This is a genomic window from Lacisediminihabitans sp. (genome assembly GCF_036569425.1).
Taxonomy (GTDB): domain Bacteria; phylum Actinomycetota; class Actinomycetes; order Actinomycetales; family Microbacteriaceae; genus Lacisediminihabitans.
This window is the reverse complement of record NZ_DATCQQ010000040.1, coordinates 59,709-72,774: the sequence shown is the minus strand read 5'-3', so window position 1 is coordinate 72,774 and position 13,066 is coordinate 59,709. Positions and strand designations below refer to the sequence as shown.

General features: G+C 70.1%; 14 protein-coding genes and 1 tRNA gene. 3 read left to right on the top strand and 12 right to left on the bottom strand.

The window, feature by feature from the left end:
• From VIM54_RS07840 to VIM54_RS07815, 6 genes are all read right to left on the bottom strand, one after another.
• Window positions 1–529 (bottom strand): CAP domain-containing protein (locus VIM54_RS07840; protein ID WP_331900299.1); only part of this gene is annotated, 529 nt, incomplete at its 3' end.
• Window positions 530–574: 45 nt separating this feature from the next.
• On the bottom strand, window positions 575–1,441 hold the full coding sequence (locus tag VIM54_RS07835) for an aldehyde dehydrogenase family protein (protein WP_331900297.1): 867 nt from the start codon (window positions 1,439–1,441) through the stop codon (window positions 575–577).
• A complete protein-coding gene (locus tag VIM54_RS07830) occupies window positions 1,438–2,946 on the bottom strand; it encodes an aldehyde dehydrogenase family protein (protein WP_331900296.1) in 1,509 nt (502 codons plus the stop codon). Before VIM54_RS07830 ends, VIM54_RS07835 begins: the two co-directional genes overlap by 4 nt.
• A gap of 5 nt (window positions 2,947–2,951) precedes the next feature.
• Entirely contained in the window at window positions 2,952–3,971 is a 1,020-nt protein-coding gene (gene deoC / locus VIM54_RS07825; RefSeq protein ID WP_331900295.1) for a deoxyribose-phosphate aldolase, read from the bottom strand.
• Entirely contained in the window at window positions 3,968–4,930 is a 963-nt protein-coding gene (locus tag VIM54_RS07820) for a sugar-binding transcriptional regulator (RefSeq protein WP_331900294.1), read from the bottom strand. Before VIM54_RS07820 ends, deoC begins: the two co-directional genes overlap by 4 nt.
• 9 nt (window positions 4,931–4,939) lie before the next feature.
• Complete coding sequence (locus tag VIM54_RS07815; RefSeq protein WP_331900293.1) at window positions 4,940–5,494, bottom strand: SRPBCC domain-containing protein; 555 nt, start codon at window positions 5,492–5,494, stop codon at window positions 4,940–4,942.
• 18 nt (window positions 5,495–5,512) lie between these two features.
• On the opposite strand from VIM54_RS07815, the gene VIM54_RS07810 reads away from it, so the two are divergent.
• A complete protein-coding gene (locus VIM54_RS07810; protein WP_331900292.1) occupies window positions 5,513–5,875 on the top strand; it encodes a hypothetical protein in 363 nt (120 codons plus the stop codon).
• On the top strand, window positions 5,872–6,804 hold the full coding sequence (locus tag VIM54_RS07805; RefSeq protein WP_331900291.1) for an ROK family protein: 933 nt from the start codon (window positions 5,872–5,874) through the stop codon (window positions 6,802–6,804). Before VIM54_RS07810 ends, VIM54_RS07805 begins: the two co-directional genes overlap by 4 nt.
• A 27-nt stretch (window positions 6,805–6,831) precedes the next feature.
• On the opposite strand, the gene VIM54_RS07800 is transcribed toward VIM54_RS07805, so the two are convergent.
• On the bottom strand, window positions 6,832–8,055 hold the full coding sequence (locus VIM54_RS07800; protein WP_331900289.1) for an MFS transporter: 1,224 nt from the start codon (window positions 8,053–8,055) through the stop codon (window positions 6,832–6,834).
• A gap of 48 nt (window positions 8,056–8,103) precedes the next feature.
• Between VIM54_RS07800 and VIM54_RS07795 the strand changes: the two genes are divergently transcribed.
• The gene (locus VIM54_RS07795; protein WP_331900288.1) at window positions 8,104–8,754 is read left to right on the top strand and encodes a maleylpyruvate isomerase family mycothiol-dependent enzyme; all 651 of its coding nucleotides are present in this window, start codon (window positions 8,104–8,106) and stop codon (window positions 8,752–8,754) included.
• A 121-nt stretch (window positions 8,755–8,875) separates the two neighbouring features.
• Here VIM54_RS07795 and VIM54_RS07790 read toward each other — a convergent pair.
• From VIM54_RS07790 to nadD, 5 genes are all read right to left on the bottom strand, one after another.
• Window positions 8,876–8,949: transfer RNA gene (locus tag VIM54_RS07790), tRNA-Ala, on the bottom strand.
• Window positions 8,950–9,079: 130 nt separating this feature from the next.
• Window positions 9,080–10,096 (bottom strand): hypothetical protein, encoded by a 1,017-nt coding sequence (locus tag VIM54_RS07785; RefSeq protein WP_331900286.1) that lies wholly within the window; start codon window positions 10,094–10,096, stop codon window positions 9,080–9,082.
• Window positions 10,097–10,114: 18 nt separating this feature from the next.
• Window positions 10,115–10,492 carry a ribosome silencing factor gene (gene rsfS / locus VIM54_RS07780; RefSeq protein ID WP_331900284.1) on the bottom strand — a complete coding sequence of 126 codons (378 nt, stop codon included), beginning with the start codon at window positions 10,490–10,492 and terminating at the stop codon, window positions 10,115–10,117.
• A gap of 45 nt (window positions 10,493–10,537) precedes the next feature.
• The gene (locus tag VIM54_RS07775; protein WP_331900282.1) at window positions 10,538–12,370 is read right to left on the bottom strand and encodes a hypothetical protein; all 1,833 of its coding nucleotides are present in this window, start codon (window positions 12,368–12,370) and stop codon (window positions 10,538–10,540) included.
• A gap of 92 nt (window positions 12,371–12,462) precedes the next feature.
• Window positions 12,463–13,065 (bottom strand): nicotinate-nucleotide adenylyltransferase, encoded by a 603-nt coding sequence (nadD, locus tag VIM54_RS07770; RefSeq protein ID WP_331900280.1) that lies wholly within the window; start codon window positions 13,063–13,065, stop codon window positions 12,463–12,465.
• Window position 13,066: the final 1 nt, after the last annotated feature.

Genomic DNA, 13,066 nt, shown 5'->3' with positions numbered 1-13,066 from the left:
GAGCCGCAGCGGGCGGCGCGGGGGCTGGCGCCGGCGCGGGCGGCGCCGGCTGGCCGACGTGCCCCGGATACTTGCCGAAGTCCTCGACGCCCCAGGTCACGCCATTCACGGTGATGAAGGCGATGCCGATGTCCGTGAAGTCGCCGAGGATGTTTGCCCGGTGGCCCGGCGAGTTCATCCACGCGGTGTGCATCGCGGTCGGTGTCGGCTGGCCCATCGCGATGTTCTCGCCGGCCCGCGTCCACCCGGCCGGGATCTGCGCGCTGTAGCTCGGATTGTGGACCATGCTGTTAGAGGCCGCCATCTGCTGGGCCCACTTCAGGGCCACCGCATCCATCGCGGCGTTACGCAGCAGGCCGGCCTGTCCGTTGGCCGCGCGGGCCTCGTTCACGAGGGACCCGATGGTGTCGGCCTCGCTCGCCGATGCGGACTGCACACCGACCGCGCCGACACCCACGAGGGCGAGCGTCGCCGTGAGCAGGACGGCCGCGAGGCCGCGTGCTCCGGTGCTGATTGTCGGTGGCCGCATTCGCCAAGCCTAGAACGTCCCCGCCCGGTCTCCGCCGCCGGCGGGTTAGATGAGCCCCTTCGTGTGCCAGACCGTCTTGGTCTCGGTGAAGAAGGTCACTCGTTCCACCGACGGGGCAGGAACGCCGACCTCGGGCGGAAGCACGCGCTTGAGCGTCTCGGCCGCGGCGATCTGCAGGTCGACCCAGGTCTGGTCGCCGGCGAGGTCACCGGCCCCGGCGAGGTCGATCGCGTTGACGTCGGCGTGGCTCGCGAGCCACGGGGCGATCTCGGCCGCCGAACCCGTCAACACATTGACGACACCGCCGGGCACGTCGCTCGTCGCGAGCACCTCGGCGAGGCTGATGGCGCTGAGTGGCGCCGCCTCGCTCGCGACCACCACCACGGTGTTTCCGCTCACGAGCGCCGGGGCAACGACGCTGACCAGGCCGAGCAGGCTCGACTCCTGCGGAGCGACAATCGCCACCACCCCGGTCGGCTCCGGCGTTGAGATGTTGAAGTACGGCCCGCTCACCGGGTTGCCGTTGCCGGCGACCTGCACGTACTTGTCCGCCCAGCCCGCGTACCAGACCCACACGTCGATCGCGGCATCCACCTGCCTCTCGGCGACAGCGGAGGAAACGCCCTCGCCCTGGCTGATCTCCTGCACGAACTGGGCGCGACGTCCCTCGAGCAGTTCGGCGATGCGGTAGAGCACCTGGCCGCGGTTGTATCCGGAGGCGCCCGACCAGCCGGGGGCCGCGGCGCGGGCCGCGACCACGGCATCCCGCGCGTCCTTGCGGGACGCCTTGGCGGCGTTGGCGAGGAACGCGCCCTTCGCCGTCGAGACCTCGTAGACGCGCCCTGATTCGCTGCGCGGGAACGTGCCCCCGATGTAGAGCTTGTAGGTCTTGGCGACGGCGATTCGGCTCATTTGGTGGCTCCCTTGGCGATCGTGGTCTGGCTGCCCCAGCCGGCGGACTCGAGGGCCGCGCTTGTGAGATACGCGGCGAGTCCGTGGCGGCCGCCCTCGCGGCCGTAGCCGGATTCCTTGTAGCCGCCGAAGGGGCTCGACGGGTCGAACTGGTTGAACGTGTTGGCCCACACGACGCCCGCACGGAGCTTGTCGGCCACCGCGAGCACGCGGCTGCCGTTGGAACTCCAGATGCCGGCAGAGAGGCCGTACGGGGTGTTGTTGGCCTTGGCGATCGCCTCGACCGGAGTGCGGAAGGTCAGCACGCTCAGCACCGGCCCGAAGACCTCCTCACGCGCGATCCGGTGGCTCGTCGACACTCCGGTGAAGATCGTCGGGGCGAACCAGAACCCCTTCGCCGGAATCTCGCACGGGGCGGTCCAGCGGGTGGCCCCCTCCTCGTCCCCCACATTCGACAGTTCGCGGATGCGGTCAAGCTGTTCGCGCGAATTGATCGCGCCGATGTCGGTGTTCTTGTCGAGCGGGTCGCCGAGCCGGAGCGTGGTCAGCCGCTGCTTGAGCCGGTCGACCACCTCGTCGTGCACGTTCTCCTGCACGAGCAGGCGAGAACCTGCGCAGCAGACGTGGCCCTGGTTGAAGAAAATGCCGTTGACGATGCCCTCGATGGCCTGGTCGATCGGCGCGTCGTCGAAGACGATATTGGCCGCCTTGCCGCCGAGCTCGAGGGTGAGCTTCTTGCCGCTGCCTGCCGTCGAGCGGGCGATCGCACGGCCGACGGCCGTCGAGCCTGTGAAGGCGACCTTGTTCACGTCGGGGTGGTTGACCAGCAGCGCCCCGGTGTCGCCGGCTCCCGTGATGATGTTCACGACTCCGGCCGGCAGGTCGGCCTGTTGCAGGATCTCCGCAAAGAGCAGCGCGGTGAGCGGCGTCGTCTCGGCCGGCTTGATCACGACGGTGTTGCCCGCGGCGAGCGCCGGGGCGATCTTCCACGCGAGCATGAGTAGCGGGAAGTTCCACGGGATCACCTGCGCGGCGACACCGAGCGACCGCGGGTTGGGCCCGAGGCCCGCGTAGTCGAGCTTGTCCGCCCAGCCCGCGTAGTAGAAGAACCACGCGGCAACGAGCGGGATGTCGACGTCCCTGGTCTCCTTGATCGGCTTGCCGTTGTCGAGGCTCTCCGCGACGGCGAGCTCGCGAGCTCGCTCCTGCACGAGCCTGGCGATGCGGAAGAGGTACTTGCCGCGGTCCGCGCCGGAGAGCTTCGACCAGGTGCGGTCGTATGCACGACGCGCGGCGGCGACCGCGGCATCCACGTCCTGGGCGTCCGCGGAGGCGATGTCGGCGATCTTCTTCTCCGTGGCCGGCGAGATGGTCTGGAACGTCTCCCCGTGGCCGGCGGTAAACTCGCCGTCGATGAAGAGTCCGTAGGACTCCCGGAGGTTGAGGATCGCCGTCGACTCGGGAGCCGGGGCGTAGTCCAGGAAACGGGTGTTGGATTCAGGCATTGTGGTCAGTCCACCGTTACGTAGTCGGGGCCGCTGTAGTGGCCGGTATGGAGTTTCTGGCGCTGAAGCAACACGTCGTTGAGCAGGCTCGACGCGCCGAAGCGGAAGAGGTGCGGCTGCAGCCACTCCTCCCCCACGGTCTCGGCGACGGTGACCAGGTATTTGATCGCGTCCTTGGAGGTGCGGATGCCGCCGGCCGGCTTCACGCCGATTCTCTGCCCACCAGACGCGCCCCCGGTAAGGCGGTACCAGTCGTTCACCACCTGGAGCATGAGCAGGGTCACCGGCAGGGTGGCGGCCGGCGCCACCTTGCCGGTGGAGGTCTTGATGAAGTCGCCCCCGGCGAGGATCGCGAGCCAGGACGCCCGGCGCACGTTGTCGTAGGTGGTGAGCTCCCCCGTCTCGAGGATCACCTTGAGGTGCGCATAGCTGCCGTCGTCGCGCCGGCACGCCTCCTTCACCGCCACGATCTGGTCGAAGACGAGGCCATAGCGGCCGGACAGGAACGCCCCGCGGTCGATGACCATGTCGATCTCGTCCGCGCCGGCGAGCACGGCATCCCGGGTGTCGGCGATCTTCACCGGCAGGGAGGCGCGGCCGCTCGGGAACGCGGTGGCGACCGCGGCGACATGGATGCCCGCCTCGCCGCCCGAGGAGCCGAGCGCCTCGACCGCATACGGCACCATGTCACCGTAGACGCACACCGCAGCGACCCTTGGCGTCGACAGGTCGGACGGGTCGGGGATCATCGCCTTCGCGACCAGGGACTGCACCTTGCCCGGGGTGTCCGCCCCCTCGAGCGTCGTGAGGTCGATGAGCTCGATGATCGTGTCGAGGGCCCAGGCCTTCGAGGTGGTCTTGATCGAACGGGTGCCGAGGTCGGCGGCGCGCGCCTCGAGGCCCACAGCATCCACTGCCGGCAGTCCCTCGAGGTGCAGCCGAAGGCTCTTCTCGGTGAGGTCGCCCCCGATGAGCCGGGTCGCCCGCTCGGCCGGGGCCAGGGCCACCGCGATGTCGAGAGTCATGATTTCTTCTCCTCCAATAGTGCCGCGGCAGTCTGCTCATCGGTCACGAAGACCGTGCACAGTGCGCTGCCGACGATCGCTCGCGCGACCTGGTGTTTGGCGCGGCCGGAAACCACCGCGATGCTCGTGGCCGCCGTGCGTAGGGCGTCGAGCCCCAGGCCGACGGTGCGCTCGTCGAGATCGGGGTCGACGATCGCGCCGTTCGCGTCGATGTATCGGCCGACCACGTCGCCCACGGCCCCCTTGCGCACGAGCTCGGCGACGTCGTCGGGGCTCAGGTAGCCGCTGTCGACGAGCACGGAGCTCTCGTCGGCCACGCCAGCGCTGTACAGGTAGGCGGATGCCTCGGCGGCGAGCTCGAGAACGCCGGCCACCGCGCGGTCCGCCTCGATCGCCAGCCTCGTCTCCCGGCGTTCGAGGATGGCGGGGATCGGCAGCAGGGTCGCCTGGCCGCCGCCCTTGCGGGCGATCGTGACGGCGGTGGCCGCCGCCGTGCTCGAACGCGTGTTGAGGCTCACGCCGCCGTTGATCTGCACCACGTCGACCCCGCGCGACCAGCCGTTCGGCAGCCGTTCGGCGATCTCGTCGAGGGTGCGCCCCCAGCTCACGCCGAGCGTGCGCGGCACCGGGCGGAGGGCCTGCAGGTAGTCGGCCGCGGCCTCCGCGACGCGGGCCTGGAGGGTCGACCCGTCGGACGGCACCGGCACCACCACGGCATCCCGCAGCCCGAAGCGCGCCATCAGCTCGTGCTCGAGCGAGAGCCGCCTGGCCCGCGGATGCACGATCTCGATGCGGATGATCCCGCTCTCGCGGGCCTGGGCGAGCAGCCGGCCCACCTTCCAGCGGGTGATGCCGAGCAGGGCACCGATCTCGTCCTGGGTCTTCACGTCGTCGTAGTAGAGCTCGGCCGCGCGCACCGAGAGCAGTTCGTCGCTCATCGTCGCACCGCGGGCAGCCATGCGTCGAGCCTACGCGCGCCGCGTGCCCGGATCAACAGATGTGGGGAGTCTGCTCAAATGAGCAAGACGCGCGGGATGCCCGCGAAGCAACTCGTGCAGCTGGTCGAGGCGGGTCTCCCACCGCTCGCCGATCCCCACGGCGAACGGTGGCTCGATCTCGAGGGTGACGGCGAGGCTCATGGCCGTACTCGTGCCTCGTGGCCCACCTGCCACCTCGCGGAGCGAGAACCGCAGGTCGCCCCGATCGTCGGTGGAGACGGCCAGTTCGGTCGGCGCGTCGAACCCGGTGATCACGCCCCGAAAGCCCGTGACTGCTGGGATGCGCGTGACTCCCTGGGCGTCCTCCCCCGACAGGTCGTACCGCCCGCCGACGCGCCCGTCGATCTGGGCGTCGCCGAGCCAGCCCCCCACGAGCACCGGGTCCACGAGCGCATCCCACACGATCGTCGGCGACCATTCCAGGTCTCGCTCGAATCGCAGGGTGACCGTGTGCACGGGGACGACTTTACGCCAGCGCGGCTTGGGTCCCGTCACGGCCGGTCCCGTCACGGCCGGTCCCGTCATGGCCAATAGGCTGATCCCATGATGACGACGAAGCTCGAGAGCGCACCGCCCGCGGACGCCACGGCCATCCGACGAAGAGATTTCGACCGGCCGGCCGCGGCGCGCCAGGGACTCGGCGTGGTCGACCTCGTGGCCTCCGTCGCCATCACGCTCATCAGCGCCTCCTTCGCGGCATACCTCATCGCGCAGAGCGGCTCGTTCCGGCCGTTCGGCTCCCTGCTCGTCGTTCTCTCCGTGCTCTCGTGGTTCGCCGGAACGGCGCTGTTCGTGGTGTTCCGGGTGCGCGGGCGGCTCTCGTTCTATTGGCCGGTGGTCGGGATCGCGACGATGTTCGCCTGCTTCACGCTGCTCGTGGTGCTGGCCACGGGGGTCACCCGATGAGTCTCGAATTCGCCGTCGCCGTCGACCTCGGCGGCACGAAGGTCGAGGCAGCGCTCGTCGACCCGTCCGGCGACGTGCTGGCGGGGAGCCGCTTTCGCGCGCCGACCGGTCCCGAGCGCAGCGCGGACGAGCTCGCCGACTCCGTGAACGAGGTGCTCCGGGGCGTGCTCACCGCGCTGCCGTCCGGGGCGACCCTGCTCGGCGCCGGCGTCGGGTCGGCCGGCCCGGTGAACGAGGTCGATGGGCGGGTCTCCCCGCTCAACCTCGAGGCCTGGCGGGAGTATCCGCTGCGGGATCTCGTGGTCGCCGCACTCCCGAGCATGCCGGTCACCCTGCGCATGGACGGCATCTGCATCGCCCTCGCCGAGCACTGGGTCGGCGCCGGGCGCGGCTACGACAACGTCATGGGAATGATCGTGTCGACCGGGATCGGCGGGGGGCTCGTGCTGCACGGCAACACGGTCTCCGGTCCCACTGGCAACGCGGGTCACATCGGCCACGTCGAGGTCGCCGGCTTCGACGACCCGTGCCTGTGCGGCGGGATCGGCTGCGTCGAGGCGATCGCGTCCGGCCCCAAGACCGTCGCGTGGGCGCGCCGCCAGGGGTGGACCGGCTCGACGGGCGAGGAACTCGGCGCGAGCTACCGCGCGGGCGACCCCATCGCACGTGCAGCCGTCGAGCGCTCCGGTCGCGCGATCGGGCAGGCGATCGCCTCTGCGACTGCTCTGGTCGACCTGGAGCTCGTGGCGATCGGCGGCGGCTTCTCGCTCGTCACGCCCGACCTGTTCGACCACATCCGCACCGCCATCGCCACGCGCTGGCAGTTCACGTTCGTGACCAAGGTCAAGGTGGTTCCCACCGGCCTGTCGAGCGACGGGCCACTCATCGGCGCGGCCGCCCTCATCCACCGCGCCAACGTCGTCGGCTGAGCGCCGGTCGAGTCGGGAGCCGGGCGTTCAGCGGGGCAGGACCTCGTCTTCGACAAAGGTGCGGCGCCCCACCAGCACGGCGGGAACTGCGCAGGCCAGAACCGTGACGAGCAGCAGGATGAGCGGGGCCGTCCACGAGCCGGTCGCCGAGTGCAGGATTCCCACAAGCAGCGGTCCGAGCGCGCCGATCGAGTAGCCGATGCCCTGCACGAACCCGCTCAGGGCCACCGACCCCTCGTGGGTGCGGCTGCGCAGGTTGATGAGCGTGAGGCTGGCTGGAAAGAGCAGCGGACCGGCTCCGACGAGCGCCACCCAGAGCCACGTAAGAGTCGACGGCGCGAGAAGCAGACCCAGGTAACCGAGCACGAAGGCCGCGAGACCCGAGAGCATGAGCCACCTCACATTGTGCAGGCGGATAACGAGCACCGGCACGATGAGAGCGGCCGGCAGCCCCATGATGCCGAAGAGCGCGAGCAGGGCTCCGGCATTGATGCGACTGACGCCGGCCGAGTCGACGAGAAGTTGCGGCAGCCAGGCGAACACCGCGTAGGCGTGGAAGCTGGGCAGGCCGAACACCACGGCCATCGTCCACGCCGTCGGCGACCGCCAGATGCTGCCGGTCAGCCTCTCGTGCGGCGGCTCGACCGCCTTCTCGAGCGCGGCTTTCTCCCGCCGGTGCTGCACGATCACCACGATCCACGGCACGAGGCTCCCGAGCGCCAGCACCGACCAGACCGCGAGCGAGAGCCGCCAGCCGCCGCTGTCGGCGATCGGCGCGGAGACGAGGGCGGGAATCGAGGCGCCGAGGGACATCACCGTGACGTACAGCGAAGTGACGAGACCGATCCGGTCTGGAAAGTAGCGCTTGACGATCGGGGGCAGCAGCACGTTGCCGACTCCGGCCCCGGCGAGGGCCAGAACGCTGCCGACGAGCAGCACCGGGTACGACGTGGCTGCCGCGCGCAGCAGATGTCCCGCGATCATCGACACGATCGCCATCGCCAGGAGGCGCTCGAGCCCGACCTTGCGCGCCGCGTAGGCGCCGAAGATCCCGGAGAGGGCGAAGGTGATGGGCGGGACCATGCCGATGATGCCGAGGGCGACGGCGCCGAGCGGCACGTCGGCGCCGATCTGCGCGGCAATCGGCGAGATCGCGGCGACGGCGGTGCGCAGGTTGAGCGCCACGAGTACGATGCCGACCAGAGCCATGCTGCGACCGGCCCACAGGGGCAGGGAGCGGGTGTCGGTCATTTCCCCCATCCTATCGACGGGGCGTAGCGTGGGAGGCGGGAGGCAGACATGCCGGACATCGCGCGGTATCTTCCGCTCAGCCACCGGTCGGGCGACGACGAGAGCGCCGTCACGGGCGACTGGCGGCCCCACATCGCCGCGGGGCTGGGGCGCATCGCCGACCTGCTCGACGGGCTGACCCCCGAGCAGTGGGCCACGCCGAGCCTGTGCGAGGGCTGGAGCGTTCGGGATGTCGCCGGCCACCTCGTCTGGCGCGTCGCCGGTTCCACCCGCGACCTCGTGCTGGGCAGCCTGCGGGCAGTGCGCCCGGGTACGCTCTCCCCCACCCGAATCATCGACGCGATCAGTCGCGAGACCGCCACCGCCGAGCCCGCCGAACTCGTGCGGCGCCTGCGCGAGTCGGCCGTGGCGTATGCGGCTGGTCACGGACGCAAGTCCGTACACGAGCTCACCGAGGTCGTGGTGCACGGCTACGACCTTGCCGTGCCGCTCGGCCTCGACCCGTCGTTTTCCCCCGTGGAGACGGGCGCCGTCGCGATTGCCCGTGCGGCGGGCGGTCCGGCCGTCACGAGGGCGATCGTGCGCGGGCGCACCCTCACGGCCGCCGACGACGGCTGGAGCGTCGGACGCGGGCCGGCCACCGAGGCGCCGGCCAGGTCCATCATCCTGTTCCTCTTCGGGCGGGCCGGGGGCGTCTGAACGGCCTCACGGCCGTCCCCAGACCAGCACCCTCCACAGGGTACTTGCGACGCCACACCATGAGTCTCGTGGCCCGGGAACGGGAAAGCCCCCGTGATCGCAATGATCACGGGGGCAGATGTGGATCCAAGGGGATTCGAACCCCTGACCCCCTGCATGCCATGCAGGTGCGCTACCGGGCTGCGCCATGGACCCAAGCCGCCCCACCCTCCAACTGAGTTGGTGAGCCAGACAACTTGTCCAGATTACTACAGATCGCCGGCGACAAAAGCCGCGTGGCCGCCGCGACACGAGACGGCGGCAATTCGAGGGGCAAACCGTCGGACTAGCGCTCTTCGGCGAGCAGCCTCCTGCGCAACGACCGCATCGCCCCGACGGCCGCGCGCAACTCCTGCAGGTGGTGCCGGGGCAGAAACGGCTGGCTGTACTCGCCGAGGTCGTTCGCCGAGGCGCTCACCCCCACGGTCTCCACCGCGAGGCCGTGCTCGAGCCCCAGTATCTCCACCGCGGCGGTGCCCTGATACGGCACGTAGACCGGGGTGGTGACGAGAAGCACCGACCGTTCAGATGCCCCCCGCCGTTCGCGCGCCCAGAAGCGGTAGGTGTCCACGGAGTTCGCCCGCCGTGTCGGATCCGCCGATGGAGCCGCGATCACGCTCAGCCGCGCACTGGGGGTCGACCACGAGTATTCGCGCCAGGACAGGTTGGGATTGTCCGTCATCCGCTCCGCCACCTCCGGCTCGCCCAGCGGCCCGAAGGCGAGTTCCATGCCCGCCACCATGGCGGCGAACTCGTCGCCCACCCGCAGCCCGAGCGCCGTCGCGAGTTCGAGTTCGTCGCCCACGAAGGCACGGAAGCCGCCGAGGAACACCACCCGCCGGGCCTCGAGCCCCCGCTCAAGCAACTCGGCCACGAACCTGGGTTTCACGATGCCGGCCCGGATCATGCCGCCGGTCATGAGCACGGTGTCGTAGCGCGGCAGGGATGGTTGCTCCCGCCCGGCGAGGCCGAGAGCCCGCGCCCGGGAGAGGATCAGCGCGTCCTGCTCCGGGGTCAGGGTGACCTTCTCCGCGAGGTTCCGTTCCCGACCCGCCCGAAAGTCCCAGTGGTCGGCCGAGAAGGTCTCGAGGTAGTCCAGCAGGCGGTCGCCCTGCAGTCGGCCGCCCAGCAGGCGGTCACTCTGCAGTCGGTCACTCTGCAGCGCCGCGGTCGACCCGCCGAAGGCCGCAACGAGTTCGCCGAGGGCGGTGCTGCTTGCCCACGAGTCGATCGCCGCGAGGGCGCGCGTCCGGTCATCCGGGGCACACCGCCACGACGGAAGCTCGAGCGGGCCGTCCGTCACGGTCGATCGCTGTGCGGGTTACTCGGCGCTCTCGCGTACCGGAACCGTGATCGGGATGGCCGGGCAGTCTTTCCAGAGGCGCTCGAGCGAGTAGTACATGCGGTCTTCCTCGTGGAAGACGTGCACAACGAGATCGCCGAAGTCGAGCAGGATCCAGCGGCCCTCTGCGCGACCCTCGCGGCGCAACGGCTTCGCCCCGTGCTCGATGAGCTTGTCTTCGATCTCGCTCGCGATGGCGATCACGTTGCGCTCGTTGCGACCGGTGGCGAGCAGGAAGATGTCGGTCAGCGGGAGCGGGCCGGACACGTCGAGTGCTACGAGGTCTTCCGCCTGCTTGGAGTCGGCGGCCGCGGCGGCAATCTGGAGCAGTTCGCGGGCATGGTCGGTCGCAGTCACAGGGTCCTATCGGATGGGTGGAGGCAAGAAGTGGATGTCACGGGTCTAGAAGATCTTGAAGATCATTCCGACCACGAACAGAACGACGACGCCGACGGCCATGACGGCGGCCGAGACGGCGAGCACGATGGGCAGGCGGCTGTCGCCCTTGGGCTTCTTCGCGCTGATCACCGCGCCGGACGAGGTATGGGTGCTCACGGCGCGAATGGCGCGCACGGGAGCGGAGTCCTGGTGGTCGGAGTCTTCGCGGTCGTCGGCCTCGAGCAGGGCGTCCACGTCCGAGTGGTCGTAGCGCGCGGGGTGAACTCCCGTGGTGCCCATGCTGCTCGGGAGGTTGATCGAACCGGTGATGAGAATCTCGCCGGTGCTCCCCAACGGGCTCAGGATGTCGTCGGCCGTGGGAATGGACGGCAGAACGAGGGCGCTCGTGGTGATCGCACCGCTCGTCGCGCCGACATTGCGGCTGAACGTGTTCTCCTGCACCTGCTCGTCATCGTCGATCGACGCCTGGGTCGACCAGTGGCCGACGGGCGGCGAATACGAGGTGGCGTCGTCGACCTCGGCCGGCGCGGCCTCGGGCGTCGGCTGCTGCGCCGCCGTAGCCTGCACAACGGGCGGCTGGGCGGCCGGAGCGGGAGCCGCGTACTGGGGCACCACGATTTCCGGCGCATTCGTCGGCGGGAAGGCGGCAAGCCAGGCGGCCGGCGCGGGCGTCGGTTCGACTTGCGCGGAAGGTTCGGGCGCCTCGAGCAGCGGCTCGGGCTCAAGCTGGGCAACGAACGGCTCAGGCACGTCGGCCGCCGGGGCGTTGAAGAGAAGTTCCTCGAACTTGAAGCTCGCGGGCGAGTCGGCGAACGACCGCGGTGCGTCGGTCGGGGCCGCCGCTTCGGGCGGCGCGGCGTGCGCGACGCCCGGGGCGTCATCCGCGGCCTGCTCGTCGGCGATTGAGTCGAACCAGGTGGGCGCTGCCGACGACTCCGGCTCGATGGTGGCCTCGACGACATGATCGTCGGCTGGCGCCTCGAGGTGCGGGCTGGGCTGCTCGGCGACGCTCGGTGAGGCGACGTACACCGTGGGCTGCTGGGGCGGCTCGATCAGGGTTGGCGGCTCGGTCACCGGGGCGGCGGGTGCGGCGCTGACCGGCGGTGCGACACCGACCGGGGGCGCGATGGGCTGCGCCTTGATCGGGTCGATGCCCTCGGGGGCGGTGTTGCGGATGCGTTCGCGCAGGCGGGGCGCCTCGCTCTGCTCCCGCGACGGCGCGTCCTCCACCGGACGGAGCGCTCCACTCTGCTCGAGGGCGCGCATCTCGCGTCGGGTTATGGTGCGCTCGGGGGCTGCGTCTGGGCGCGGGGCCGGGGCCGCCGCGGGCGGCGGCGACGACGCGAGGGACGACGGCAACGCACCCTGGGTGTGATAGTCGAGCTCGACCGGCGTTGCTCCCGGAGCGACCGGCGGCGACCACGACGACGCCGCGGGGAAGGACGAGCGGCGCCCGTCCGGGCTGAAGTCACGTACTCGGTAGCTCGACGGCGGGGTCTGGTCGGCGGGCGTGTCGCCCTTGACGCCTGCAGCGTCGCCCTCCGAGCCGGGAACGGCGGATGCGGCTGCCGGGGAATCGGGGACCGCAGAGATCGAGCGGCTGCGGAACGATGGTCCGTCGTAGCTCGGCACCTGGGGGCGTGCCGGAGTGGGGTAGTCGTCGTGGGCCGGGGGAACGGGCTCGTGGCCGGTTTCCTGCGAGCGGCGTCCGGCTACGGGAGGCGTCGACGAAGGATCGGAGGTCGTCGACGCGTCGTCTTGCGGTGCGGGGCGACGGGCATCCGCGTCCCACCCTTCCCTCGGAAAGGCCCCAACCGGGGGCTGTTCTTCGGGCATTTGGGCAAGGCTCAACTGCGTGTCGGCCGCGTCTGCGCGCTCGTTTTGCCGAACCTGTCGCCTGCTAGTAGGCGGCTCATCGTGCCAGGCTGTCATGTAAGACTCCGATACAAGTGATGTTTGGAGATGTATTGAACAACACCATCGGGGACCAAATACCACACCGGGAAACCCCGGCTTACCCGGCTGCGACAATCAGTGGAGGAGATCGCCAGCGCGGGAACTTCCAGCAAGCTTACGTCCGACTCCGGCAAACCGGAAATGGAGAGCTGGTGGCCGGGTCGTGTCACGGCCACAAAGTGGGCGAGCGACCACAGTTCCCGCACGTCTTTCCAGTCGAAGATCTGGGCGATCGCGTCGGCGCCGGAGATGAAGTACAGCTCGGCATCCGGGTGCTGGGCGTGCAGGTCGCGCAGCGTGTCGATGGTGAACGTTGGACCCTCGCGGTCGATGTCCACCCGGCTGACCGTGAACCGCGGGTTCGAGGCGGTGGCGATCACGGTCATCAGGTAGCGGTGCTCGCTCGAGGTGGCGCCGGGCTTCTGGTACGGCTGCCCCGTGGGCACGAAGACGACCTCATCGAGGCCGAAGGACTGCGCGACCTCGCTCGCGGCCACGAGGTGGCCGTGGTGAATCGGGTCGAACGTGCCACCCATGACGCCGATTTTGGAGCGCCGCTGCGCAGTTTCGACCACG

What these genes read in the sequence shown, in the direction of transcription:
- VIM54_RS07835 (WP_331900297.1), bottom strand. Translation starts at nt 1,441, where the DNA reads ATGAGCCGAATCGCCGTCGCCAAGACCTACAAGCTCTACATCGGGGGC.
- VIM54_RS07830 (WP_331900296.1), bottom strand. Translation starts at nt 2,946, where the DNA reads ATGCCTGAATCCAACACCCGTTTCCTGGACTACGCCCCGGCTCCCGAG.
- deoC (WP_331900295.1), bottom strand. Translation starts at nt 3,971, where the DNA reads ATGACTCTCGACATCGCGGTGGCCCTGGCCCCGGCCGAGCGGGCGACC.
- VIM54_RS07820 (WP_331900294.1), bottom strand. Translation starts at nt 4,930, where the DNA reads ATGGCTGCCCGCGGTGCGACGATGAGCGACGAACTGCTCTCGGTGCGC.
- VIM54_RS07815 (WP_331900293.1), bottom strand. Translation starts at nt 5,494, where the DNA reads ATGACGGGACCGGCCGTGACGGGACCGGCCGTGACGGGACCCAAGCCG.
- VIM54_RS07810 (WP_331900292.1), top strand. Translation starts at nt 5,513, where the DNA reads ATGATGACGACGAAGCTCGAGAGCGCACCGCCCGCGGACGCCACGGCC.
- VIM54_RS07805 (WP_331900291.1), top strand. Translation starts at nt 5,872, where the DNA reads ATGAGTCTCGAATTCGCCGTCGCCGTCGACCTCGGCGGCACGAAGGTC.
- VIM54_RS07800 (WP_331900289.1), bottom strand. Translation starts at nt 8,055, where the DNA reads ATGACCGACACCCGCTCCCTGCCCCTGTGGGCCGGTCGCAGCATGGCT.
- VIM54_RS07795 (WP_331900288.1), top strand. Translation starts at nt 8,104, where the DNA reads ATGCCGGACATCGCGCGGTATCTTCCGCTCAGCCACCGGTCGGGCGAC.
- VIM54_RS07775 (WP_331900282.1), bottom strand. Translation starts at nt 12,370, where the DNA reads ATGCCCGAAGAACAGCCCCCGGTTGGGGCCTTTCCGAGGGAAGGGTGG.